The sequence below is a fragment of the Halopseudomonas oceani genome (assembly GCF_963677335.1).
Classification (GTDB): Bacteria; Pseudomonadota; Gammaproteobacteria; order Pseudomonadales; family Pseudomonadaceae; genus Halopseudomonas; species Halopseudomonas oceani.
This window is the reverse complement of the sequence record NZ_OY781932.1, coordinates 1,580,414-1,604,294: the sequence shown is the minus strand read 5'-3', so window position 1 is coordinate 1,604,294 and position 23,881 is coordinate 1,580,414. Positions and strand designations below refer to the sequence as shown.

Sequence of the window (23,881 nt, the reverse complement as noted above, 5' to 3'; positions counted from 1 at the left end):
CAATTACGCATAGAGGATCAGACCAATTGTTCAAGCATGCCCAACTTGAATCAGTCAAAGCCTGGATCAGTGATCCGGCGCATGCCGCCTTGCCGCTGCATGCACGTGTGCAGCGGGCCATTCGTCAGCTGATCCTTGATGGCGTGCTCGATGTGGGCAGACCGCTGCCTGCGACACGTGCGCTGGCAAAGTCTTTGGGAGTGTCCCGCGACACGGTTGAGTCAGCCTACAGCCAGCTGCACGCGGAGGGCTTCATCGAACGGCGGGTGGGTAGCGGCAGCTTTGTCTCAGAGCGTGCGCAACGCCTGCAAGGCCTCGGCAATACAGCACGCCCCAGAACACAGCACGAGACAACACGTCTCAGCCAGCGTGGGAGCGCCCTATTTCAGGGTGGTGGCGTACGCGACTTTCTGCTGCCACGTGCCTTTGCGCCGGGTGTCCCCGAGACACGCAGTTTTCCACTGCAGACCTGGGAGCGGCTGGAGCGACAGGTGTTGAAGGATTACGGCACGCAGGCATTGCTGCATAGCCCGCCACAGGGCATGGAGTCACTGCGGCGCGCCATCGCCAACTACGTCAATCTTGAACGTGGGGCACGCGCCACGCCTGAACGCGTACTGGTGCTGACCAGCTCCCAGCAAGCCTTGACCCTGTGCGCCCAGGTATTACTCGACGCTGGTGACCGGATTTTTATCGAAGATCCGGCGTATCACGGGGCACGCAAGGCATTCGATGCTGCCGGCCTGGAGTGCGTGCCCATCCCTGTGGACTCGGACGGACTGCGCGTGGACCAACTGCTCGAGTCAACACAGGCACCTAATGGGGCGGCGAAGGCGGTGTTCCTTACGCCATCGCACCAGTTCCCTACCGGAGCGACACTGGCCCTGGATCGGCGGCTGGCAATCATCGACTGGGCCAGCCAGCAGCAAGGTTGGATCATCGAGGACGATTACGACAGCGAGTTTCACTACGCCGGCAAGCCTACCGCCTGCGTACAGGGGCTTGATCCGCACGATCGCACTATCTACATCGGCACCTTCACCAAATCGCTGTTTCCCGGGCTGCGCATCGGCTACATGGTGTTGCCTCCCGCATTGGTCGCCCCCATGACCGTGGCCCGCACCCTGCTTGACGGACACAGCGCACCGATTCCGCAACTCACGCTGGCACGCTTTATCGACGACGGTCACTTCGGCGCACATGTGCGAACCATGCGATCCATCTATGCCAAGCGACGCGATGTACTGGCCCAGTTGATAACAGAGCACCTGGCTGACTATCTGGAACCACGCGTGCCCGCAGGTGGCATGCAGATGCCCTGCCTGTTCACCCGTGACCTCCCCGAACATGAGGCAGTGGAATCTGCACGCCGGGCCGGCATCGACCTGCTGGGACTAACAGCCCTGCACGCGTCGAGCAGGCACCAGGCGGGTTTCCTGATGGGGTTCGCCGCTCATGCGCCCCATGAACTGGAAGCGGCAGTCAAAAAACTTGCAACCGTACTGGATACGCTCTGCGGCTGATCCCCGGCAGGGGAATAACGAGGGACTGAAATGAAGTCGTCACCCAATCTGTTATTGGGGCAGGTATCCACCGCCCATCTGGTCAGCCATCTGCACATCATGGCGCTCCCCGCGCTGCTGCCGCTGCTACCTGACACCATGCAAGTCGGCTTTGTCGAGCTGGGCTTTGCGATCGGTCTGTTCAATATCGTTTCTGCGCTGGTACAGGTGCCGCTCGGCTATCTGGTTGATCGACTGGGAGCCCGGCGGATGCTGATGGCCGCGCTCCTGCTGGGGGCGTTCAGCTTCGGACTGGTCGCCATATTCCCCTGCTACCCATGTCTGCTCGTCGCCATGACCCTTGCTGGCCTGGCCAACGGGGTCTACCACCCGGCCGATTACTCGCTTTTGTCACGCGGCCTGCCTATCGACAAAATGGGCAGAGCCTTCTCAATTCATACCTTCGCAGGTTTTCTGGGTGGGGCTCTGGCACCGCCGGTCATGGTTGGCGTTGCACTGCTTCTGGCCCCCCGCTGGTCCTTTGCCGTTGCCGCGCTGGCCGGGCTGGCTGCCTGGGGTGTGATGGTCAGCAGCACACCGACAAAAAACCACCATCCCGATGCCATTGCCGGTGGATCGCACAACGCCGGGGCCCGCCCGGTGTCCACATCGGTGATGACGCTGGCAGTTCTGACGTTGCTGTTCACTCTGCTCAGCCTGAGCACGGGCGCTATCGAGAAGTTTTCGGTATCAGCCCTGGTACAGGGCTTTGAGGTGACATTGCCGGCAGCCAACCTGGCACTGACAGTCTTTCTGTTTGCCAGCGCCTTTGGCGTGCTGGCCGGTGGTGTGCTGGCGGATCGCACCAGCCGGCATGGCTATGTCGCGGCGGGGGCCTTTGCGCTGGCGGCATTGATCGTCGTCCTGATTATCCAGGTAGCGCTACCCCCCATTGCCCTGACCATCGCCTTGGGGGCGACGGGGTTCCTGACCGGAATGGTGGCTCCTTCGCGTGACATGCTGGTGCGGGCAGCATCGCCCGCGGGTGCCGAGGGCAAGACCTTCGGCATCGTCTCCACCGGCTTCAACCTGGGTGGCGTCATCGGCCCGATCCTGTTCGGCCTCTTGCTGGATCGCGGGCTGGCCACCGGCGTGCTTTGGGCGGCCGTCGGCTTCATGCTAACAACCACCGCAGTGGTTCTGCTTCAGGAGAGACACCAGCGCAGCAGGTCCGCCTTGGCGAGTTAAGCAATAGCTGATGTGAATGAAGAGCGTCTTCACGCATACGTTTGACCAGCAGCGTCCGACTGCGGAGCGCTAGCCAGCACCTTTTCGCCTTCCTGTCCGGGCCTGCGGGACTGGTTGCTTCATACGCCCAACGTCAGGGACGCGCAGCACTTTTGACGCATAAAAAAACCCGGCTCTTTCGAGCCGGGTTTCGGGTTTGCCGGGAGGCTGATTACATCATGCCGCCCATACCACCCATACCACCCATGCCGCTCATGTCGGGCATAGCCGGCTTCTCTTCCGGCAGCTCGGCAATCATGGCCTCAGTGGTGATCATCAGACTGGCGACCGAGGCGGCAGCCTGCAGCGCGCTGCGGGTGACCTTGGCCGGGTCCAGGATGCCCATGTCGATCATGTCGCCGTATTCGCCAGTTGCAGCGTTGTAACCGAAGTTACCTTCGCCTGCCTTGACGCGTTCCAGCACAACGGCAGCTTCTTCACCAGCGTTGGTGACGATCTGACGCAGCGGCGACTCAACAGCGCGACGCAGCAGCTTGATACCGACGTTCTGGTCTTCGTTGTCACCAGCCAGACCTTCGATAGCCGCCAGAGTGCGGACCAGGGCAACACCGCCGCCAGGTACCACACCTTCTTCAACGGCAGCACGAGTAGCGTGCAGCGCGTCTTCAACGCGATGCTTCTTCTCTTTCATTTCCACTTCGGTAGCAGCACCAACCTTGATCACAGCAACACCGCCAGCCAGCTTGGCCAGACGCTCTTGCAGCTTCTCACGGTCGTAGTCGGAGGTGGTTTCTTCAACCTGCTTGCGGATCTGGTTAACGCGGGCTTCGATATCAGCCTTGGCACCAGCGCCGTCAACGATAGTGGAGTTGTCCTTGTTGATCTGAACGCTCTTGGCTTGACCCAAGTGCTCCAGAGTAGTGGTTTCCAGGCTCAGACCCACTTCTTCGCTGATCACGGTACCACCGGTCAGGATGGCGATGTCCTGCAGCATGGCCTTGCGACGATCACCGAAGCCCGGTGCCTTGACCGCAGAAACCTTGACGATGCCACGCATGTTGTTGACAACCAGTGTCGCCAGCGCTTCACCTTCAACGTCTTCAGCAACGATCATCAGCGGACGACCAGCCTTGGCAACGGCTTCCAGAACCGGCAGCAGCTCGCGGATGTTGGAGATTTTCTTGTCGACCAACAGGATGTAAGGCTGATCCAGATCAGCAGACATGGTTTCCGGCTTGTTGACGAAGTAGGGAGACAGGTAGCCACGATCAAACTGCATGCCTTCTACAACAGACAGTTCGTTGTCCAGACCGGAACCTTCTTCAACGGTGATCACGCCTTCCTTGCCAACGCGGTCCATGGCTTCGGCAATGATGCTGCCGACGGACTCGTCAGAGTTGGCGGAGATGGTACCAACCTGGGCGATGGCCTTGGAATCTGCACACGGCTTGGCCAGGTTCTTCAGCTCGGCAACGATGGCAGCAGTGGCCTTGTCGATACCGCGCTTCAGGTCCATCGGGTTCATGCCGGCAGCAACAGCCTTCAGACCTTCGGTCACGATGGCCTGCGCCAGTACGGTTGCAGTAGTGGTGCCGTCACCGGCGTCATCGTTGGCGCGGGAGGCAACGTCCTTAACCAGTTGCGCGCCCATGTTTTCGAACTTGTCTTTCAGTTCGATTTCCTTGGCAACGGACACACCGTCTTTAGTGATCAGCGGCGCGCCGAAGCTGCGCTCGATCAGCACGTTACGGCCCTTCGGACCCAGAGTGGCTTTAACCGCATCGGCCAGCGTGTTTACGCCGTCCAGCATCTTGTTGCGACCGGAAATACCAAATTTAACTTCTTTTGCAGCCATGTTTGCTTTCCTTCAAATGAATTCGTTAAGGGGTGTCGGGGTGGCGGATCAGCCTTCCAGTACACCGTAGATTTCGGATTCGCTCATGATCAGCAGGTCTTCACCATCGACCTTGATGGTGTTATTGCCGGAGTAAGGACCGAAAACCACCTTGTCGCCTTCTTTGACGGCCAGCGGACGAACTTCGCCGTTGTCCTGCAGACGCCCGGTACCTACAGCAACGATAACCCCGGTGTTCGGCTTTTCAGCGGCCGAGCCGGGCAGAACGATACCACCAGCAGTCTTGGTTTCTTCTTCGCTGCGACGAACGACTACGCGATCGTGTAACGGACGAATTTTCATCGTTGTGTGTCTCCCAATAAATGATCTTCAATGCCGGAAACCCGGCGCTTTCACGTTGTAATCCGGACCCGCAATGCGAATCCGAAGGACGAGCCTTGCGGCCCGTCGCTATTCGTGGCTCAGCCCTTTCACAGAGCCCGCCAAACCGGTGTGAACTAGATGGGGCTTGGCAAGGCCATTTCAAGAGGTAAGCGCAAGATTTTTTTCAATCTCGGTCGATACGGCGATCCGGCGACACCTGATCTGGATCATCGGGACGCCATTCGCCCTCGATAATGGTGGTGTTTCCGCGCCGCCACACGTTCGGGCCACCGGGCTCGCCCGGCCCCGGTTTGCCACGGGATACCAGCGCCAGCACCAGACAGGGCACCGCCAGCGCATCGGTTATCAAACCAGGGATCATCAACAGCACGCCGGCCAGCAGCCACCACATGCCGGTCTTCAACACGGCAAAAGGTGAGCGATTTTCCGCCATGCGGATTTGCAGCTGCTGCAGCATCGACCAGCCCTGGCGCTGGATCAGCACCAGACCCAACAGGCCGGTACCCAGCACCCACAGCAGGGTTGCGCCTACACCAATGCGCTGGCCAAGCAGGATCAGGGTAGCCAGCTCAAGCAGGGGCAGGAGCAAAAGGAAGAATCTGAACAGGGGCATACGCACCTCGTATTGGACAGGTTTCAAGTATATGGGTACGACCTCTTCAGCTTTCAACCGGCAGATCGACCAATGGCACCGCCACCAAGGTCAGAAAGTGACCAGAATGCGGCTTCAGGTATTCAAAATATCGAAAATCTGGTGCATGCTTGCGCACCTCATTTCCATCCCCCCCTTGCGAGGAGAGCCCAATGCAATTGCAAGACAGCGTTATCATCATCACCGGTGGCGGACAGGGCCTGGGTCGTTCCATGGGCGAATTCCTGGCTGCCAAAGGCGCCAAACTGGCTCTGGTCGACCTCAATCAGGAAGCGCTGGATGCTGCTGTTGCAGCCTGCAAAGCCGCTGGCGGCGACGCCCGCTCGTACATCTGCAACGTTGCCAACGAAGAGCAGGTCACCCACATGGTGAACCAGGTTGCCGAAGACTTTGGCGCCATTCACGGCCTGATCAATAACGCGGGCATCCTGCGCGACGGTCTGCTGCTGAAAGCTAAAGACGGTCAAATCCAGAAAATGAGCATGGCGCAGTGGCAAGCGGTTATCGACGTCAACCTGACCGGCGTATTCCTCGGCACCCGCGAAGTGGCTGCCAAGATGATCGAGCTGGGCACTCAAGGCCTGATCATCAACATCTCGTCGATCTCTCGCGCCGGTAACGTTGGTCAGTCCAACTACTCCGCCGCCAAGGCCGGCGTGGCCGCTATGACCGTCACCTGGGCGAAAGAGCTGTCCCGCTACGGTATCCGTGTTGCCGGCATTGCTCCGGGCTTCATCGAAACCGAGATGACCGGCAGCATGAAGCCGGAAGCGCTGGAGAAAATGACTTCAGGCATTCCGCTCAAGCGCATGGGCAAACCGGCAGAGATCGCTCACTCGGCAGCCTACCTGTTCGAGAACGACTACTACACCGGCCGCATCCTTGAACTGGACGGTGGTCTGCGTCTCTGATGCTGTCTGCGGATTGGTGGCCGCGCGCCGCCAATCCGCACGCTTCTTCTCCCCTGCCGTCCCTACCAGCCCACACCCAGTCCAAGGGTGTATCGGGTATCTCGATAGCCGCTGTCGTCGGTGGTATTCAGGTAATCCAGCTCTCCCTTGAGGCTTAGCGACGCCCAACTGGTAAGCCGATAGCGTATCCCCAGATCGGCATCCATGAGATAGCGAACCTTTGGATCGTCGGGGATTTGTGTCTCTGCGCTGTGGAACAACTCGAAGCGCTTGCCCAGCAGAAAACGCCGGTAATCCCACTGCAGGCCAAGGGCGTCATAGCGCGAACGATTGCCATCGCGCTCCTTGAGCCAGACCCGGTCCAGCCGCGCAGATGTCTCGAACCGCCCAAGGGCGGTATTCCACCACTCGTAACCGGGGCCCATGCCAAACTGACGCTGCTTGGCTATCTCGTTAATATGGTCACGCTTGTACTGCACGCTGCTGGCCCAAAACCACTGATCGGTGATAAAGCGATTGAGATCGTAGGAGACGTCGAGTGTGTGACTGGTCTTGACGTCGTTGCTGTAGTCCCGGTCGTAGTCCAGTGCCCAATCATGGCGCCAGCGACCGTGACGCAGGCGTGAGGTGACATCGATATCGATATCGCGCTTCTCGTTTCCGGAGGTGTCCTTAATATCGAGCGCCGCACTGGCATCGCCCTCCCAGACCGAGTCCTGAACCAATGGCCTGGGGACCAGCAACTGACGTATCGAGCCAATCTCGGTGGCGACCGGTCGCCGGTTAGGTACCCGCAGCAGCACCTGGCCATCCTGCTCCGACTCGGCCAACTGCACGGTGTGCTGGATGCCGTCGCGCAACTTGACCAGCACGGGCTCCTCGCTGTTGAAAGTTCTGATACGGGCGACACTAATGGTCAAGGTCCCGGCATAGGTTGTCTCCAGCACCAGCTTGCCACCTTCGAGGAACTCGACTTTGCCAGTCAGACGATCCCCATTGTCCAGCCACAGGGTATCAGCGACACTGCGCCAGGAAAGCAAGGTAAGACAGCACAACAAGACAACGCGGAACAACGGCATTGAACACCATCCAGCAGGCATCAGGTTAAACGGGCGATTATCCATGAAAGACCGGCAGATAGCGCCAGCGTTCAACCCTCCAGCAGGTGACGAACGCAAGGCGGTCTTTTTTCAGGTGCTGGCCAGCATCCCGCCCGGCCGCGTCACCAGCTACGGCCGCCTCGCGGAGCTGGCGGGCCTTGGCCGTGGCGCGCGCCTGGTCGGGCGCTGGCTTGGACAACTGCCTGAGGGTACAAACCTGCCCTGGCATCGCGTCCTCAACAGCCAGGGAAAGCTGTCACTCGGGCCCGATTCCCCCAGCGGCCGGGAACAACGCGAAAGACTGGCTGCCGAAGGCATACTGGTACGCAACGGTCGCGTGAATCTGCGACACTACGGCTGGCCAGAGTACCCCGCGCCATCACAAGGACAAGCATGAGTTCCAGCCCTTCCGACCCCAGTACCACTCCCCTGCCAGCTGAAGGCCTTCGGGTTTACCTCAAGCCACGCGTCATCGGCATGCTGTTTCTCGGCTTCTCCGCCGGTCTGCCACTGTTGCTGGTCGGCGGCACCTTCAGCGCCTGGCTACGCGATATCGGCGTCGAACTGGCGTCTATCGGTTTTCTCAGCTGGGTCGGTATGGCGCACTCGATCAAGGTTCTGTGGGCGCCACTGATCGACCGATTGCCCGTCCCCATATTGACGCGCCTGCTCGGGCGTCGGCGCAGCTGGATGCTGCTTGCCCAGTTGGTGATTGCCGGCGCATTGCTTGGCATGTCGATGACCAATCCGCTGGAGCATCTGGAATGGGTTGCGCTATGGGCAGTGCTGGCCGCCTTCGGTTCGGCCACTCAGGATGTCGCCATTGACGCCTACCGGGTCGAAGCCGAAGCCAAGCACCGCCAGGCCGCCATGGCCGCCACCTACGTCACCGGTTATCGGGTAGCCATCCTCGCTGCCGGCGCGGGCGCCCTGCACATCGCCGCCCTGCAGGACTGGAGCATGGCCTATGGGCTGATGGCCGGCATGATGCTGATCGGGCTGGTAACAACACTGATTATTGCTGAACCGAGCGTGGAAATTACCGATGCAACCCGAGCGCAGGAGGCCCGCCTGACTCAACACCTGAGCGAGTCGGTTCACAGTGGCTGGCGACTGCAGCTGTCCGGCTGGGCCTTCAACGCATTCATTGCGCCCTTTACCGAGTTCTTTGAGCGCTATGGCCGGGTTGCCTTCATCATTCTGCTGTTTATCGCGACCTTCCGAGTCAGCGATATTTTCATGGGCACCATGGCCAACCCTTTCTATCTCGACATCGGTTTCAGCAAGGAGCAGATCGCCAACATCGCCGCCGCTTTCGGTCTGGCCATGACACTGGCCGGCGCAGCCCTCGGCGGGTTGATGGTGGCCCGTTTCGGCATTGCGCCGATCCTGATTCTGACCGCGTTCATGGCGCCAGCGACCAACCTGATCTTTGCCTGGCTGGCCTTCATCGGCCCACAACCGGACGGGCTGATCGTCGCCATCATTGCCGACAACATTACTGGCGGGCTGGCTATCTCGGTGTTCATTGCCTATCTATCGAGCCTGACCAACACCGCCTACACCGCGACCCAATACGCCCTGTTCAGCTCTCTGATGACCCTGCCGGGCCAGTTTGCCGCCGGCTTCACCGGCGTTCTGGCCACCCAGTTGGGTTGGGTCCACTTCTTTATGGCCACCGCACTGACCGGGTTACCGGCGATCATTCTCGCTTTCGCCCTGCTCAGATACGCCCACCCGGATCGCTTGCGCCGCCCCGGCATAGACTGACTTACAGACACAAAAAAACCGGCCATGGCCGGTTTTTTTGTCACAGCGCCCGAGTAAATCAGGACGTCTGCTGCACCAGATGCACAGTTCGCTGCGGGAACGGAATGCTGATGCCTGCTGCATCAAACTCCAGCTTGGCCTTTTCCTGCAACTCGAAGAAAACGCCCCAGTAATCCTCTGTCTTGGTCCACATACGCAGCGACAGGTTCACCGAGTTGTCACCCAGCGATACCAGCCAGACTACTGGCTCTGGATCCTTGAGCACACGGCTGTCGCCTTGGGCCAGCCCCATCAGCATGTCCTTGGCCTGCTTGAGGTCATCGCTGTAATCAATACCGATATTCAGATCGACACGACGGGTCGCCTGACGGGAATAGTTGATGATATTGCCGTTGGACAGGCTGCCATTAGGCACGATCACAGTCTTGTTGTCAGGCGTTCTCAGTACGGTGTTGAAAATCTGAATGCTATCAACCGTGCCTGCAACGCCCTGCGCCTCAATATATTCACCGGCACGAAACGGACGCAGAAACAGAATCAAGGCTCCACCAGCGAAGTTGGCCAGACTGCCCTGCAGTGCCAAGCCTACAGCCAAACCGGCTGCACCCAGCACCGCGATGAAGGACGTTGTCTCGATACCCACCATGCCGGCAACACTGATCAGCAGGAGCACCTTGAGCGCGACGGATACCATTGAGCCGATGAAGCCATGCAGCGTTGGCTCTAGGTTGCGCTTGGTCATGACCCCGTTCATAGCTTTCATCAGACGACCAATCAGCCACCAGCCGATGAGCAGCGTCAGCAGCGCCAGTGCCAGCTTGCTGCCATACTCAACCAGCAGCGGCAGCAGCGTCTCTTCAAGCCCTTGCAGCTTGTTCATGATTTCATCCATTCGTGCCCCCTTTTATCAGCGATGGTTCGCGACCTTAGTCGCGAAAGTTGTTGTATTGCAGCGGCAACTCCAGCTCACTGCCGCGCAACAGTGCCATGACATCCTGCAAGTCATCACGCTTCTTGCCCGTTACCCGTACCTGCTCGCCCTGAATCGCAGCCTGCACCTTGAGCTTGGAATCCTTGATCAAGGCCACGATTTTCTTGGCAAGCTCCTTGTCGATCCCTTCCTTAAACGACACATCCTGCTTGACCTGCTTGCCAGAGGCAAATGGTTCACCCGCGTCCAGACAGCGAATATCGATCTTGCGCTTAGTCAGACTGAGCTCAAGAATCCCCATCATCTGCTCAAGCTGAAAGTCGGACTCCGCACTCATGGTGATCGTCTTCTGTTTATCGTTGAAATCGATCTCCCCTTTACCCCGCAGATCGTAACGCCGCTCCAGCTCTTTCTTAGCATTATCAACTGCGTTGGTCACTTCATGTTTGTCCAGTTCGGACACGACATCAAAGGATGGCATTGTGCTACCTCACAGAAAAACCCAAAATTATGATGTTCATTACAAAACGACGGTATAACCTCATGGCATTATACCTAGACCGGCCAACGTCCAGCAGGGAGCAACTACATGCCGAACCCCCAACTCAGCATCCTGGTAGTCGATGACACCAAGTTCAGCAGTGCTGTCATCGGCCATACCCTGAGTCAGGCCGGCTATAACAACATCCGTTTCGCCAGCTCGGCCATGGATGCCCTGCGCATGCATGAAGAGCAGCCGGCCAGCGTGATGGTTGCCGACTGGCTGATGCCGGAAATGGACGGCCTGGAGCTGACCACACGTATCCGTCAGCTGGACGAGCAATCGGTCCATTACACCTACGTGGTCCTGTTGACTGCACGCGAGGGCGACAACGTCCTCGGCGAAGCCTTTGATCGCGGCGTAGATGACTTCATCAGCAAATCGGCGATGAATGAGCAGTTGCTGCCGCGCATTTACGCTGCCGACCGCACCTCCCAGTTGATCAACCGTCTGTTGGATGAGAACCAGCTGCTGGCAACCAACAACGCGCAATTGGAAGAACACAACCTGGTCGACCGGCTAACGGCCATCGGCAACCGCCGCTACCTGATTCAGCGCCTGACCGAAGTCCTGCGCAATGTTGAATCACGCGGCGGTGCGTGCTGCCTGGTCGTCATGGGCGTACAGAACCTGCCCGCCCTGAGCGAACGCTTCGGTGACACCGTACAACAGGAAGTGCTGCGCGGCACTGCGCGACGCCTACAGCAGCTGGTGCGCCCCACCGACGTGATTGCCCGGGTTGACGACAACGCGTTCGCCATCGTCACCATCGCCGACCAGGCAGCCGATCTGAAACCGGCGAGTTTTCGCCGTCTGCACGACGGTCTCAATCTCAAAGCGTTCAAGACCAGCGAAGGCTACCTGTCAATCCGCGCAGGCATGGTTATCTGTACCCTGAGCAACCAACAGGCAGCACCCGAGGCCGAGGCGCTGCTGCAACAGGTAGAAAGCCATCTTAACGATGCTTACGAAACCAACCTGATCACCGAAGCCCGACTCGGCTAAGGACCGCATGCTGTATATCGTCGGGGCGGGCAGTCTCGGCCTGCTGTGGGCTGCTCGGCTGCGCCTGGCAAACAGGGATTGCCGCCTGATCCTTCGTAACAGCAGCCGACTGGAGCAGTGGAACCGCAACGGCGGTGAGCTTGGGTTCAACGATGGAGCCGCTGTGCATCGGTTACCGTTGGCGGCAGAAACAGCGGATGCCACCACGCCTATCCTGCGCCTTGTGGTGGCAACCAAATCCTATGCTGCCTTGCCTGCTGTCGAGTCAGTGCGCCACCGCCTGCAGCCCGATGCCGAGATTTTTTTGCTGCAAAACGGCCTGGGCTCGCAACAGGCGATTGCGGACGCCTTTCCCGCCTGCCGCGTGTACTGCATCAGCGTCACCGACGGAGCCTGGCGCCCGAGCGAGCAAGAGCTTATCTGGGCGGGCCGCGGCCACAACATCATTGGTCCATTGCATCCGGATATACCGGCGCCCGACTGGCTCAGTTCCCTTCCCGCCAGCATCGCAACCAGTTGGCAGCCCGACATCATGCCAGTGCTCTGGCGCAAGCTCGCGGTAAATTGCGCGATCAACCCTTTCACGCTGATTTATGATTGCCGCAACGGAGAGGTTCCAGAACGAGCCGACGGCTGGCTGACAGAGTGCCTAGCCGAACTGCAGCAACTCCTGACGCTGCAAGGCGTGCAGGGCGACCTCGACCAGCAGGTTCACTCCGTCATTCTGGCCACCGCAAACAACAGCTCCTCGACTCGCCAGGATCTGCACGCAGGCCGCCGCACCGAACTCGACTACATTCTCGGCTACGCCTGCCGTGCGGCACACGCTGCGGGTCTTGCGACACCAGCCCTGGACCGGCTGCACAGGGCCGCCCAAGACACACTGCGCACACACCGGCTGCCAGCCGACTGATGATCCTGCCGGCAACACCACTCGGCCCGCCCTGGGCCGGTGATATGGCTTGTGATAAAACCACAACAGCCCCTAGACTGGCGCGCACACTTTCGAGGAGACACACGCGATGGGCTACCGCCTGAGCAAACTGTACACCCGCACCGGCGACGGCGGAGAAACCGGGCTGGCCAATGGCGAGCGAATTCGCAAGGATCACCCCCGGGTCGAAGCCATGGGCGATGTGGACGAATTAAATAGCCATCTGGGCCTGCTGCTATGCCAGATGGACACTGCCCACATGACAGACCTCAAACTCGCACTCACCCCAATCCAGCACCGGTTATTCGATCTGGGTGGCGAGTTGGCCGTGCCCGGCCACGACCTGATTGAAGCAGCCGACGTCGCCCAGTTGGAGCAGTTGATTGACCACTACAACGCCAGCCTGGAGCCACTGAAGAACTTCATTCTGCCCGGTGGTTCAGTGCTTGTTGCCCAGGCCCACCTGACTCGCAGCGTGTGTCGTCGTGCCGAGCGCCATTATCTGACGCTGGCGGTTGAGGAAGAGGTAAACAATCAGTCGGCCATCTACCTGAATCGACTGTCTGACCTGCTATTTGTTGTGGCGCGAACGATCGCCATACTGGAAGGAACCGCCGAAGTACTGTGGGCGGCCAAGCCCAAGCCTGAGGCCTGAGCCTGGCAGCCCCTGCGGTCACACTTTGAAGGCGTTGATAATGCCTTGCAGCGAGTGGACCAGTTGCCCGAGGCGGCCGCTGGCTTCCTCGGCGCGCTGCGCGCCCTGCGCAGTGCGCTCGCCGGCCTCATTGATCTGCACGATGTTCTGATCGATATCGTGACTGACCACCGTCTGCTGCTCGGCAGCGGCGGCGATCTGCTGACTCTGATCAACGATCTGGGTAACCGCCTTGAGAATGCTGTCCAGCCCCTGCTGCACCTGCAGCGACGACTCCACAGTCGATGCCGTCATGCTGTGGCTGCTGCCCATCGCCTTGACCGCTGCTGAAACACCGTCTTGCAGCCGCGCGATCATCTGCTCAATTTCCTCGGTGGACTGCTGGGTACGTCGAGCCAGAGTGCGCACCTCATCAGCAACGACCGCAAACCCGCGCCCCTGCTCACCCGCACGCGCAGCTTCAATGGCCGCGTTGAGCGCCAGCAGGTTGGTCTGCTCAGCGACACCTTTGATCACATCAAGCACGCGGCTGATCGACGAGCTGTCGTCAGCCAGTTGATTGATCACCCGTACCGAGTTCTCGATTTCTCCTGCAAGCTTCTCGATACCGTCCACTGAAGACTCAACCATACGGCGACCATTCAGCGTCTCGGTATTGACTTGCTCGGCGTTGTTCACCGCCAGCGCCGCACTGCGCGCCACCTCCTGAGACGTGGCTGCCATTTCGTTCATTGCCGTCGCCACCTGCTCAATCTGGCTGCGCTGCGACGCGACCGCCTGACTGCTCTCTGTCGCGATATGCTCGACCTGACTCGATTGTTCCTGCACCTGACCAGAGGTATCGCTGACCTGACGGATCAGCTCGCGCACGCGCTGAACGGTATTGTTGAAGTCCGCCGCCAGCGCTCCCAGCTCGTCACGGCTGTCAACTTCAACCTGTACCGTCATATCGCCACGCGCCACCTGCCCCATCTGCAGAGACAGTCGCTTGAGTGTGCGGCGAGTAGCGAAATAGAAGCCGGCATAGAGGTAGATAATCAACAGACCAACCAGCGACAACGAAGCCACCAGGGCGAGCATGGTTCGCTTGTTACTCGCCAGACGGGTCTCGAGCTGGGCACCCAGATAATCGAAGATGGCCTCATCCAACGCATAGGTCGCATCCATTTCGCCAGTGATGCGGTCAAAAAAGGCGTCCCAGGTGCTGTCCAGAGAGGCCGCAATGATCACGTCGTCTTCAAAGATCGACATTGCGCTGTCGATGCTCTCACGACTGCTCTGCGCCGCGCCCTGCAACGCGCTGCTGCCGGTACTGGTCACCGCCTGATCCAGCGCCTGCGCATAATCGGTTCCGAGCTTCTGCAGCGAATTGACCAGGTCATCCATTTCCCGGCTGGCGTCTGAGTTGAGGAAACCCAGTCCCATGGAATACGAGCCGGTTGCACGGCCCTGCCCCAGCGCCGAGGTCACCTCTACCGTCGAACCAATCAGTAACTCGGTAAGCTGGCGAACGTTGCGGTCGAAGTCCTGCGGCAGACCCGCGTATGCGGCTGTCATTTTCAGCAGGCTTTCGGTTTCGTCCATCGCACGGACCGACATGGGACCACGGGAGGTGATCGACTCGGCCGCAATGTCCTTGTAGCTTTGCACCAGACCGTCGCGCATTTTTATCAGGTCTGCTGCGGCCGGATCGTCCGCTTCGAGCGGCAGATTGTTCAGCTGTTCGATCAAAGAGGAGCGCGCCTGTATCAGGCGTTGCTCAATACTATCGGCCTGGCCGCCCTGCCCCAAGCGGGTGTTGACCGCATCCAGGTCACGCACCAGTTCAGCGTTGCGTAGCACCCCCGAGGTCGCCTGCACCAGCGACAAGCTGTCGAGGGCGTGGGCAGTCACCTCGACACGGTCGTAGGCCTGCTGCACAAGCATGCTGCTGACAATACCGAGCGGGACAAAAAACAGGACGCTGATCAGGCAGAACTTCATGCCATAGCTCAGCCGGTTCATTAACGCAATGGCAGGGGAAAGCAGACTGTTCACCCGAGGTCTCTCCTAATAATAAACTGCCCTGCGGCAAGGGCTATGCGCTGACTGAACCAGCGCTGCTTTTTGTATTATCTACCGCGACGACGCGTTCTTGCTTCGCCACTGACTGTCTCATAGAAAAGCTATCGGCTCCAAGCAGCGCAACTTTAAGACAGTCAGCAAAGGAATCTAACCAAGTACGGCCAACAAGGCCAGTACGACGGCCCAGACCATCAACGCGCGCACCAGCAGCGTACGGGTATCAGCCAGCACACCCTCATCCCCTGCGTCGGCGAGCCGCTGCGACCCGCCCTGAAGCGCCGCTTCGGCCGCGCTATGTATCAGCTCATCAGAGGGCACGTCCCAGCTGAACAGGACATTCTCCAGCACAGCGCGAACATGGTCAAAATGGCCCACCAGCGCAAAGCTGGCGGCCAGCAGGCGCGCAGGAATCCACTCCAGCGCATGCACCAGAGCGGCGGCAGGTCCGGCCGCATTGGTGCCTGACGCGTCAGCCAGCACCCGCAACAGGCGGTAGCCCAGCGCACCAACCGGCCCCAGCAGCGCGAACCAGAAGACAGTCACCACATAACCGTGCAGCATCTCCCGAACGAGCACCGCCCTGACCTCTGCCAGCACCGACTGCTCGCCCTCCGCCACCACGCCCAGATCCTGCTCTGCCACCAGCGCAGCGGCGGCCTCATCACCGCGCGCCCAGGCGCGCTCAAATCCGGCCGCCAACTCGCCCAGTGGGTCCTGACGACCAACACAGGCAAGCAATACCAGGGCAAACAGCAGCAATCCGAAGAACCCCAGCCCATTGCGCTGCAGCCACCACTGCAGCAACACCAGCAGCAAGACGGGTAACAATACCAGCAACACTCCGCCAATCCGCGCCTGCCCCCCCCCATGACGCACGACCAAACCTACCCAGTATTTCGGCAGATCCAGCGGCAGCCCGGTCCGCAAAGGGGTGAGCCACATCAGTACAACAACCAGCAGCAAGGCAAGAAAGTGCATCAGTGCAGCTCCTGAGCAGGGGATGAACAAACCAACGCTCGCAGGTAGCGTCGCCAATCAAAGGCCGGTCCAGGATCGGTCTTGCGACCCGGGGCAATGAACTCGTGCCCGGTGATACGGTGATTTTCAATGGCGGGATAAGCACACTGCAGGGCCTTGGTCAAACGCACCAGAACGCGATACTGGGCGTCTGTATACGGCACCTCGTCTGCGCCCTCAAGCTCAATGCCGACCGAGAAATCGTTGCAGTTTTCCTGCCCACCAAAGCAAGACGCACCGGCATGCCAGGCGCGCTGATTACAGGAAACGAACTGGGTAATGGTGCCATCGCGCTCAATCAGGAAGTGTGCAGACACACGCAGATCAGCGATCTCGGCAAAGTAGGGATGAATGGATGGATTCAGTTGCCCGGTAAAAAAGGGCTGCACATAACCGCCGCCGAACTCGCCCGGCGGCAGGCTTATGTTGTGGATGACAAGCAGCGATACGTCACACTCGGCGGGCCGCTCGTTGCAATGACTGGACGGGCAGCGCGCCCCCCCTTCCAACCAACCCTCGCTTATGCGCATAAACGCCCCCTGACAGCCAAAACGCCATGCTAGCAGGTGGCAGCGTCTACTGCATCAGAGCTCAGGTACGCGCTTGCAACTGGCGCAGGTTGCCGATGACCGACTCCAGAGCGCGATCAAACAACTGATTCTCATCCAGCAGGCTGACCTGACCCCGGTCAAAACCGTGAGCCAGCTCCTGGCCGGACAACTCCGCAACCTTGACGCCGTTACGGTTGACGAAGATATATTTGCCACTGAAGCTGATGATTGCCGCCAGTTTACACCGCTGGGGCGCCTTGCCCTCAGCCACAACCAGTTGCAACCAGCAGCCAGTACCCAGACTCTCGACCCAGCGCTGCGCGCCAACGCTCGGCAGATCATCGATTGTTTCCGGCGGCGCCTCGACAGGCTCCTGCTCCAGCACCGGCTCCTCTACCCGCACGGCTTCGACCCGAACCGGCAACTCATCAGCAACAACCGTTGCGGGCTCAGCCGCAGCAACCTCAGCTGGCTCAGTTTCGCTCGGCACGTCAGGGGGTGTCGCAGCGGCCACCGCAGCGAGTACAGCACGCTGGGGCAAGACAATTGCCTGCACATGACGCTCAATCGAAGCTGCATCCAGCCCCAACAACTCCAGACCAGCCCGGACCGCAGCTTCGATCTGCCGATTCTGGGCCAGGCGCATCGCCACACCGGCCTTATCGACCGACTGGACGCTGTGCACCATGGCTTTGGCTGTGCCAAGCGCATGGCGCCACGCTTTGGATTCCCCACCTTCACGGAGGAATATCACCTGCATTACCTGACTCCAGGTATCGCGCAGCAGGTCGACCACAGTGACCGGCAAGGTCCGCCCCAACAGCAACTTGTTCATCTCACGAGCCACTTCTGCCCGAGCGGCCTTGATTCTGGCACGCCCCTCCTCCGCATCACGGGTGCGCTGCTCCACCCGCTCGGCACGGCGCTGCTCGGTGCGCAGGAAGTCGGTCAAGCGCTGATAAAGGGCATCAAACATGTCTGCATCGGGCTCTGCCTCTGCCAGCAACTGCTCGACAATCTGCTCGAGCAAGCCATGTAGCTGATCGCGGCGCAGGTCATCATGGTCATTCCAGCCCATGGTGGCCCGCGACAGTTCGTTCAGCAGGCGACGAGCCGGGTGAGAGGCCCGGCTGAAAAACGTTTTATCGATGATAGCGACCCGAAGCACCGGCAACTGCAGGCGGGCAATCAACGCCTTCACCGCGGCGGGCAGCTCCCGGTCTTCCAGAATGAAATCAAACAGCATGGACACCAAGCTGATGACATCATCATCAACTCGAGCAACTGTCTTGGCACCACCACTCTGCACTCGCTGCTCATGCAGCAACTGCTGGACATGGCGGCGCAAGCCGTTCTGCCCAGCATCTCCGGCAAAATTGTCGGCGGTCACGCCCGAAAGCACACGCAGCAGCTCGCTGGTTCCCATCGGCACACCACCAGGCGCAGTCAGCCCTGCAAGCGCAACATCACCGCTGGCAACCCGCCACTTGCCGATGAGATCACCGAACATGCCCAGAATTTCCTGCTGGTCACTGTTCTCGGCAAAACGACTGGATTCGGCGCTATCGCCACGACCGGCACCCGCCCCTGGCGCAGGTGCTGGTCGACGTGAGGACGCTGCTGTGGAAAAGCGCAGGTCTGGCATGACGCCTGCAGAAATAAACGCTTCGTTCAGGCTTTCATAGAGCCCGTCAATCCCGTTGAAGACGTAACGTTCGTACAACTTGAAGATAATCAAACGGACTTTGATATCCAGGTCCAGCGACTTCGTCGCCTCAGCAAAGTGCTCGGCAAGCGCCCCCGGCGCAAAAGGGTTGCTACGTTCGTCCAAGGACTTTTTTGCGAGGCTGTTTACCCTCATCAACAGGTGGGCAAGCGCTGTCTGATTACGACTGACAACCCGGTTGACCATTCCGTCAATAGCCACCGTCTCTTCCAATTCGTCCGGCTGAACTAGGCTCAAGGTATCCAGTTCGAAGGTAACAGCTGGCGCCGCTGAAGGCGCCTCCGTATTGATCTGCTCTGCCGCCAGTGCCAAAGCATCACAGGTGCGCTTGACGACATTATGTCGTTGCAGGCGAACATTGCGCATCGCCTCAAAGAACAACGCCTGATCAGCATTGTTGCCGGCCTTGTCGGCCATCTCGAACAGGTTGTCATCGGCCTTGTCGAACATCTCCCCCAGTGCGGACTGGAGATAACCCACCGTCAGATCCCGCACACTGATCAGCGGAGCAGGCAACGACGACACCCCTGCAGCGGCGCGGGCCGCGAGGTTCGGCTTGATTGAAACCACTTTTGGGTCTTGGGACATTATTGCTCTCCAGACAAGTCAAGCTTGTCATATGGTGCTGCACGCCAGCGGAGACCATCCTGCCGCGCTTTTCGCTATCCCTATGTCGACAAATTGGCGTCAAACTTTCACTAATTTTCAGTATACCGACTTACGTTGGCAACGCTGCCACCCTCGATCGAATTCTTGATCGAAGTCACAGTTCCCTTTCTGATATTAGGGGCTGTTGCCATTTCCTTCACCCGCCTGTTGCCGCCTGTAAAACCGCCACTCGGCGTCACTCGTCGCTTACGTGGAATGACCACACTGCAATCCCTCCGCCTTGCCTAGCCGAAAAATGGACTCCGGCAGGCGGATGAAGGAAATGGCAACAGCCCCTAGTACGGACATATTCTGTAACCGCTCCCGTAATCTCTGGTATATGCTCAATTGGTCAACATCTGCCTGACAGCACAGTAACGATGCACCAGTGAAGGCATCGAAAACACAACATCAGGAGCTGCATTTTATGGAAGCACTTATCTCCCTCATTGGGGAAATCAACGGGATCGTGTGGGGGCCGGCCATGCTGGCACTGCTGGCCGGCACCGGCCTGTATCTTACACTTGGTCTCAAGCTAACCCCACAACGCAAGCTGCTCTACGGTTTCAGTATGCTGTGGCGCGGCCGCAAAAGCACTGAAGAAGGCGACATCAGCCCCTTCAACGCGCTGATGACCGCGCTTTCGGCCACCGTAGGCACCGGTAACATCGCAGGCGTCGCAACCGCCGTGTTCCTTGGCGGCCCGGGCGCGCTGTTCTGGATGTGGGTCATCGCACTGGTTGGCATGGCCACCAAGTTCTGCGAAGCCGTCCTCGCCGTGCGCTATCGCGAGAAAGACGCCCTGGGCAACCACGTCGGCGGTCCGATGTACTACATCAAGAACGGCCTGGGCGAGAAGTGGAAATGGCTCGGCGTGCTGTTTGCGATTTTCGGCATGCTGGCCGGCTTCGGTATCGGCAACACCATCCAGTCCAACTCGGTTGCCGACGCCCTGAACAGCTCCTTCAGCATCCCGCCGCTGGCCACCGGCATTATCATCGCCGTGCTGGTCGCCCTGGTTCTGCTGGGCGGCATCAAGCGTATCGGAGAAGTGGCAGGCAAACTGGTGCCGATCATGGCGATCTTTTACGTTGGCGGCGGGCTGATCATCCTGATCATGCACGCCGACAAGATCCCGGAAGCCTTCAGCCAGATCTTCTACTACGCCTTCAACCCGAGTGCCGCTGCTGGCGGTTTTGCCGGCGCCACTGTCTGGATGGCCATGCGCTTTGGTATCGCCCGCGGCGTGTTCTCCAACGAGGCAGGTCTGGGTAGTGCGCCGATCGCACACGCCGCCGCGCAAACCAACAACCCGATCCGCCAGGGCACCGTTGCCATGCTCGGCACCTTCATCGACACTATCATCATCTGCTCGATCACCGGTCTGGTGATCATGGTGACCGGCGCCTGGCAAAGCGGCGAGAACGGCGCGCCGCTGTCGGCACTGGCCTTCAGTCAGGGGTTGCCGGGCGTGTGGGGGCAGTACATTGTCAGCATTGGCCTGGCTGTATTCGCCTTCACCACCATCATCGGCTGGAGCTTCTACTCAGAGAAGTGCACCCAGTTCCTGTTCGGTGAACGCTCCAACCTGCCCTTCCGCCTGCTGTGGATCATCGCTATTCCGCTGGGCACCCTGCCCGGCATCGATCTGAACAGCCTGTGGCTGGTGGCCGACACACTCAACGCGATGATGGCGATTCCCAACCTGATTGCGTTGTTGCTGCTGAGCCCCGTGGTCTTCAAGATGACCAAGGATTACTTCGCTGACCCGGCCAACTACCTCAACAAGTAAGTCGGCCCGCACAGAATGCCCGCCTCCCCGGCGGGCATTTTTTTTTGCCAATCGGTATACTCGCGGCACTTGCGACCAGACGCCGGAGCCTCTATGCCAAACCTCACACTCGACAGCCTGCAGACCAGCATCGTTGATGACGTCCGCCGCGCCCTGGCCGAAGATGTGGGCGACGGCGATATCACCGCCAGCCTGATTCCCGCAGATCGCCAGGCCGATGGCCGCATCATCACCCGTGAGGCCGCCGTCTTCTGTGGCCGCGCCTGGGCAGATGAAGTTGCCCGTCAGGTCGATCCGCAAATCGCCATTGAATGGCTGGTCAATGACGGCGACACCCTGCTCGCCGATCAGACGATTTGCCGCTTCAGCGGCCCAGCCCGCGGTCTGCTAACCGCAGAGCGCTCGATGCTCAACTTCATCCAGCTGCTGTCGGCAACCGCCACCCGCAGCCGTCACTTCGCTGATCTGGTTGCCGGCACCAACGTCAAGCTGCTTGATACCCGCAAGACCATTCCCGGCCTGCGCCTGGCACAGAAATACGCGGTGACCTGCGGCGGTTGTCACAACCACCGTATCGGTCTGTACGACGCTTTCCTGATCAAGGAAAACCATATCGCCGCCTGCGGTGGCATCGCCCAGGCCGTCAGCCGTGCGCACGACATTGCGCCAGGCAAACCGGTTGAGGTCGAGGTGGAAAGCCTTGAAGAGCTGAAACAGGCGCTGGAAGCGGGCGCCGACATCGTCATGCTGGACGAGCTAAGCGACGAGGACATGCGTACCGCCGTCAGCCTAAACGCCGGGCGCGCCAAGCTGGAGGCGTCTGGTGGCATAACCGAAGCGACCCTGCGCAGCGTTGCTGAAACCGGTGTGGACTACATCTCGATCGGCAGCATGACCAAGGACGTCAAGGCGGTCGACCTATCAATGCGCCTGCGCTTTCAGGCGGTAGACTGACCAACCAACCCTGCAGGCCAGTCGACAGCCCGATCTAGAGTCGAGCCAGCAGGGCACTGCAATCAGGCAGGTGCCAGTCTGCCAGCTCGGGCCAGGGATTATCGGGCAGGATCAGGCAGGTATGACTGCCCGCCGCACGCCCGGCCTCAAGATCAAAGCGAAAGTCCCCGACCATTACCGCCTCAGTCGCCGACAGCTGCCAACGATCCAGCAAACGGTGAATACCGTCCGGTGAAGGCTTGGGCGCAGCCTCCTCGCGCCCCAACACATCTTCGGCAGCAAAACAGTCGAGGATGCCCAGACAACTAAGCGTTGAGCGGGCAACCGATTGCAGGTTACGGGTCAGAATACCCAGTCGACGCCCCTCTTCGTGCAGCTGCCGAACCAGGGCAACCGCACCGGGTGCCGGTTCAACCTGCTCAGCCAGACGCAACTCAATGGCATCAAGCTGCGCTTTCATGGCGGTATATTCGGTTGCCGGCAAGGTCGACATAAACGTCAGAATATCTGCATCCGCCGGCACGCCCAGCTCGCGACGAATCGCTGGGAAGTCATGCTGAGCGACCGTCAGCGTGCCGTCCAGATCGAATACCCAGCCACGCAAATGCTGCATCTTAGCGCTGCACCCTGCGCATCAATGACTCCTGGGTTACCGAGGCTACCAGCTCACCGGCCCGATTGAAGATCTGACCACGCGAGAGACCGCGGGAGCCGCTGGCTGACGGGCTGTCCATCGCATACAGCAGCCAGTCGTCCATGCGCAACGGGCGGTGATACCACAGTGAGTGGTCGAGGCTGGCTACCTGCATGTCGGGCGACCAGCTGGAAATCGCATGGGGCTGCATCGCCGTACCCAGCAGGTGAAAGTCTGACGCATACGCCAGCAAATACCGGTGGACCTGCGGATCGTCCGGCAGAGTACCGTCGGCGCGATACCACATGTAGCGCACCGGCTCGCCAACCACTGGCTCGAAAGGGTTGAAATCACCAACCGGACGAATTTCGATCGGCTTGCCACACAGCACCTTGTCTCGCACCTTTTCGTGAATAAGGTGCTGATAGCGACGGGTCCACTCGGTCTCGTTGGGCAGGTCTTCAGGGCCAGGGACGTCTGGCATCGCCGCCTGATGCTCAAAGCCCTCCACATCGCCCTGGAACGAGCTGATCATGGTGAAGATCGGCTTGCCCTTCTGAATGGCCTGCACACGGCGGGTAGTAAAACTGCCGCCGTCACGCAGCGGATCGACCTGATAGACGATTGGCAGATCGGCGTTGCCCGGGCGCAGGAAATAGCCGTGCACCGAGTGTACGTGACGCTCAGGGTCAACCGTCTGACTGGCAGCCGACAGCGATTGCCCCAGCACCTGACCGCCAAACAATTGCTTGAAACCCAGATCCTGACTGCGACCCCGGAACAGGTTCTCCTCGATTTTCTCCAGCGCCAGCAGGTCTACCAGATCATCCAGCAATTCGCTCATAGCGGATCCTCACATAATGCCCATCCGCTCGCAGATGGGTACGTCTTGACTGTAATGGCGGCGCACTCGCCGCGGAAATGGCGGCCAGTTTAACCCGGTTTGTCTCGCTTTAGCAGAGCGAAACGTCAGGTGCATCAGCGCCGAGACTTGTTGGGCCAGGGCG

General features: G+C 59.7%; 22 protein-coding genes. 10 read left to right on the top strand and 12 right to left on the bottom strand.

Annotated features, from left to right (window positions below):
- The first annotated feature begins 26 nt into the window (after nucleotides 1–26).
- Both pdxR and ACKPCU_RS07570 read left to right on the top strand, forming a co-directional pair.
- Nucleotides 27–1,523, top strand: coding sequence for a MocR-like pyridoxine biosynthesis transcription factor PdxR (gene pdxR / locus ACKPCU_RS07575; RefSeq protein ID WP_321351110.1), 1,497 nt, complete (start codon nucleotides 27–29; stop codon nucleotides 1,521–1,523).
- A gap of 30 nt (nucleotides 1,524–1,553) precedes the next feature.
- Entirely contained in the window at nucleotides 1,554–2,750 is a 1,197-nt protein-coding gene (locus ACKPCU_RS07570; protein ID WP_321351108.1) for an MFS transporter, read from the top strand.
- A gap of 211 nt (nucleotides 2,751–2,961) precedes the next feature.
- On the opposite strand, the gene groL is transcribed toward ACKPCU_RS07570, so the two are convergent.
- From groL to ACKPCU_RS07555, 3 genes are all read right to left on the bottom strand, one after another.
- Nucleotides 2,962–4,605: a chaperonin GroEL gene (gene groL / locus ACKPCU_RS07565; RefSeq protein WP_321351106.1), complete on the bottom strand. Its 1,644-nt coding sequence runs from the start codon at nucleotides 4,603–4,605 to the stop codon at nucleotides 2,962–2,964.
- A 48-nt stretch (nucleotides 4,606–4,653) separates the two neighbouring features.
- Complete coding sequence (locus tag ACKPCU_RS07560) at nucleotides 4,654–4,947, bottom strand: co-chaperone GroES (protein WP_104737032.1); 294 nt, start codon at nucleotides 4,945–4,947, stop codon at nucleotides 4,654–4,656.
- A 205-nt stretch (nucleotides 4,948–5,152) separates the two neighbouring features.
- The gene (locus ACKPCU_RS07555) at nucleotides 5,153–5,602 is read right to left on the bottom strand and encodes an FxsA family protein (RefSeq protein WP_321351104.1); all 450 of its coding nucleotides are present in this window, start codon (nucleotides 5,600–5,602) and stop codon (nucleotides 5,153–5,155) included.
- 191 nt (nucleotides 5,603–5,793) lie between these two features.
- Here ACKPCU_RS07555 and ACKPCU_RS07550 point away from each other — a divergent pair, with 191 nt between their 5' ends.
- Nucleotides 5,794–6,552, top strand: coding sequence for an SDR family oxidoreductase (locus ACKPCU_RS07550; RefSeq protein WP_104737030.1), 759 nt, complete (start codon nucleotides 5,794–5,796; stop codon nucleotides 6,550–6,552).
- Between the two features lie 62 nt (nucleotides 6,553–6,614).
- On the opposite strand, the gene ACKPCU_RS07545 is transcribed toward ACKPCU_RS07550, so the two are convergent.
- Nucleotides 6,615–7,631 (bottom strand): DUF481 domain-containing protein, encoded by a 1,017-nt coding sequence (locus tag ACKPCU_RS07545; RefSeq protein WP_170062987.1) that lies wholly within the window; start codon nucleotides 7,629–7,631, stop codon nucleotides 6,615–6,617.
- Between the two features lie 43 nt (nucleotides 7,632–7,674).
- Here ACKPCU_RS07545 and ACKPCU_RS07540 point away from each other — a divergent pair, with 43 nt between their 5' ends.
- Nucleotides 7,675–8,049 carry an MGMT family protein gene (locus ACKPCU_RS07540; protein WP_104737028.1) on the top strand — a complete coding sequence of 125 codons (375 nt, stop codon included), beginning with the start codon at nucleotides 7,675–7,677 and terminating at the stop codon, nucleotides 8,047–8,049.
- Nucleotides 8,046–9,422 carry an AmpG family muropeptide MFS transporter gene (locus tag ACKPCU_RS07535; protein WP_321351096.1) on the top strand — a complete coding sequence of 459 codons (1,377 nt, stop codon included), beginning with the start codon at nucleotides 8,046–8,048 and terminating at the stop codon, nucleotides 9,420–9,422. The genes ACKPCU_RS07540 and ACKPCU_RS07535 overlap by 4 nt, the downstream gene beginning before the upstream one ends.
- Nucleotides 9,423–9,480: 58 nt before the next feature.
- On the opposite strand, the gene ACKPCU_RS07530 is transcribed toward ACKPCU_RS07535, so the two are convergent.
- Together ACKPCU_RS07530 and ACKPCU_RS07525 are read right to left on the bottom strand one after the other, a co-directional pair.
- Nucleotides 9,481–10,314, bottom strand: coding sequence for a mechanosensitive ion channel family protein (locus ACKPCU_RS07530; protein WP_321351094.1), 834 nt, complete (start codon nucleotides 10,312–10,314; stop codon nucleotides 9,481–9,483).
- 34 nt (nucleotides 10,315–10,348) lie between these two features.
- The gene (locus ACKPCU_RS07525; RefSeq protein WP_321351093.1) at nucleotides 10,349–10,834 is read right to left on the bottom strand and encodes a YajQ family cyclic di-GMP-binding protein; all 486 of its coding nucleotides are present in this window, start codon (nucleotides 10,832–10,834) and stop codon (nucleotides 10,349–10,351) included.
- Nucleotides 10,835–10,942: 108 nt separating this feature from the next.
- On the opposite strand from ACKPCU_RS07525, the gene ACKPCU_RS07520 reads away from it, so the two are divergent.
- From ACKPCU_RS07520 to ACKPCU_RS07510, 3 genes are all read left to right on the top strand, one after another.
- Nucleotides 10,943–11,899 carry a GGDEF domain-containing response regulator gene (locus ACKPCU_RS07520; RefSeq protein WP_104737024.1) on the top strand — a complete coding sequence of 319 codons (957 nt, stop codon included), beginning with the start codon at nucleotides 10,943–10,945 and terminating at the stop codon, nucleotides 11,897–11,899.
- Nucleotides 11,900–11,906: 7 nt separating this feature from the next.
- Entirely contained in the window at nucleotides 11,907–12,812 is a 906-nt protein-coding gene (locus ACKPCU_RS07515) for a 2-dehydropantoate 2-reductase (protein WP_104737023.1), read from the top strand.
- A 109-nt stretch (nucleotides 12,813–12,921) separates the two neighbouring features.
- Nucleotides 12,922–13,488 (top strand): cob(I)yrinic acid a,c-diamide adenosyltransferase, encoded by a 567-nt coding sequence (locus tag ACKPCU_RS07510; RefSeq protein ID WP_321351089.1) that lies wholly within the window; start codon nucleotides 12,922–12,924, stop codon nucleotides 13,486–13,488.
- An 18-nt stretch (nucleotides 13,489–13,506) separates the two neighbouring features.
- Here ACKPCU_RS07510 and ACKPCU_RS07505 read toward each other — a convergent pair whose 3' ends face one another.
- The 4 genes from ACKPCU_RS07505 to ACKPCU_RS07490 all read right to left on the bottom strand — a co-directional run bounded on the left by ACKPCU_RS07505 (nucleotide 13,507) and on the right by ACKPCU_RS07490 (nucleotide 19,434).
- On the bottom strand, nucleotides 13,507–15,525 hold the full coding sequence (locus tag ACKPCU_RS07505) for a methyl-accepting chemotaxis protein (RefSeq protein WP_321351086.1): 2,019 nt from the start codon (nucleotides 15,523–15,525) through the stop codon (nucleotides 13,507–13,509).
- 174 nt (nucleotides 15,526–15,699) lie between these two features.
- A complete protein-coding gene (ampE, locus tag ACKPCU_RS07500) occupies nucleotides 15,700–16,530 on the bottom strand; it encodes a regulatory signaling modulator protein AmpE (RefSeq protein WP_321351084.1) in 831 nt (276 codons plus the stop codon).
- Nucleotides 16,530–17,099 (bottom strand): 1,6-anhydro-N-acetylmuramyl-L-alanine amidase AmpD, encoded by a 570-nt coding sequence (gene ampD, locus ACKPCU_RS07495; protein WP_321351083.1) that lies wholly within the window; start codon nucleotides 17,097–17,099, stop codon nucleotides 16,530–16,532. The genes ampE and ampD overlap by 1 nt, the downstream gene beginning before the upstream one ends.
- A 61-nt stretch (nucleotides 17,100–17,160) precedes the next feature.
- Nucleotides 17,161–19,434: a DUF1631 domain-containing protein gene (locus ACKPCU_RS07490; protein ID WP_321351082.1), complete on the bottom strand. Its 2,274-nt coding sequence runs from the start codon at nucleotides 19,432–19,434 to the stop codon at nucleotides 17,161–17,163.
- Nucleotides 19,435–19,921: 487 nt separating this feature from the next.
- Between ACKPCU_RS07490 and ACKPCU_RS07485 the strand changes: the two genes are divergently transcribed.
- Both ACKPCU_RS07485 and nadC read left to right on the top strand, forming a co-directional pair.
- Nucleotides 19,922–21,286: an alanine/glycine:cation symporter family protein gene (locus ACKPCU_RS07485; RefSeq protein WP_321351080.1), complete on the top strand. Its 1,365-nt coding sequence runs from the start codon at nucleotides 19,922–19,924 to the stop codon at nucleotides 21,284–21,286.
- Nucleotides 21,287–21,379: 93 nt separating this feature from the next.
- Entirely contained in the window at nucleotides 21,380–22,240 is an 861-nt protein-coding gene (nadC, locus tag ACKPCU_RS07480; RefSeq protein ID WP_321351078.1) for a carboxylating nicotinate-nucleotide diphosphorylase, read from the top strand.
- 34 nt (nucleotides 22,241–22,274) lie between these two features.
- Here nadC and ACKPCU_RS07475 read toward each other — a convergent pair whose 3' ends face one another.
- Nucleotides 22,275–22,853 carry an HAD family hydrolase gene (locus ACKPCU_RS07475; protein ID WP_321351076.1) on the bottom strand — a complete coding sequence of 193 codons (579 nt, stop codon included), beginning with the start codon at nucleotides 22,851–22,853 and terminating at the stop codon, nucleotides 22,275–22,277.
- A gap of 1 nt (nucleotide 22,854) precedes the next feature.
- The gene (tesB, locus tag ACKPCU_RS07470; RefSeq protein WP_104737014.1) at nucleotides 22,855–23,718 is read right to left on the bottom strand and encodes an acyl-CoA thioesterase II; all 864 of its coding nucleotides are present in this window, start codon (nucleotides 23,716–23,718) and stop codon (nucleotides 22,855–22,857) included.
- Nucleotides 23,719–23,881 lie beyond the last annotated feature (163 nt).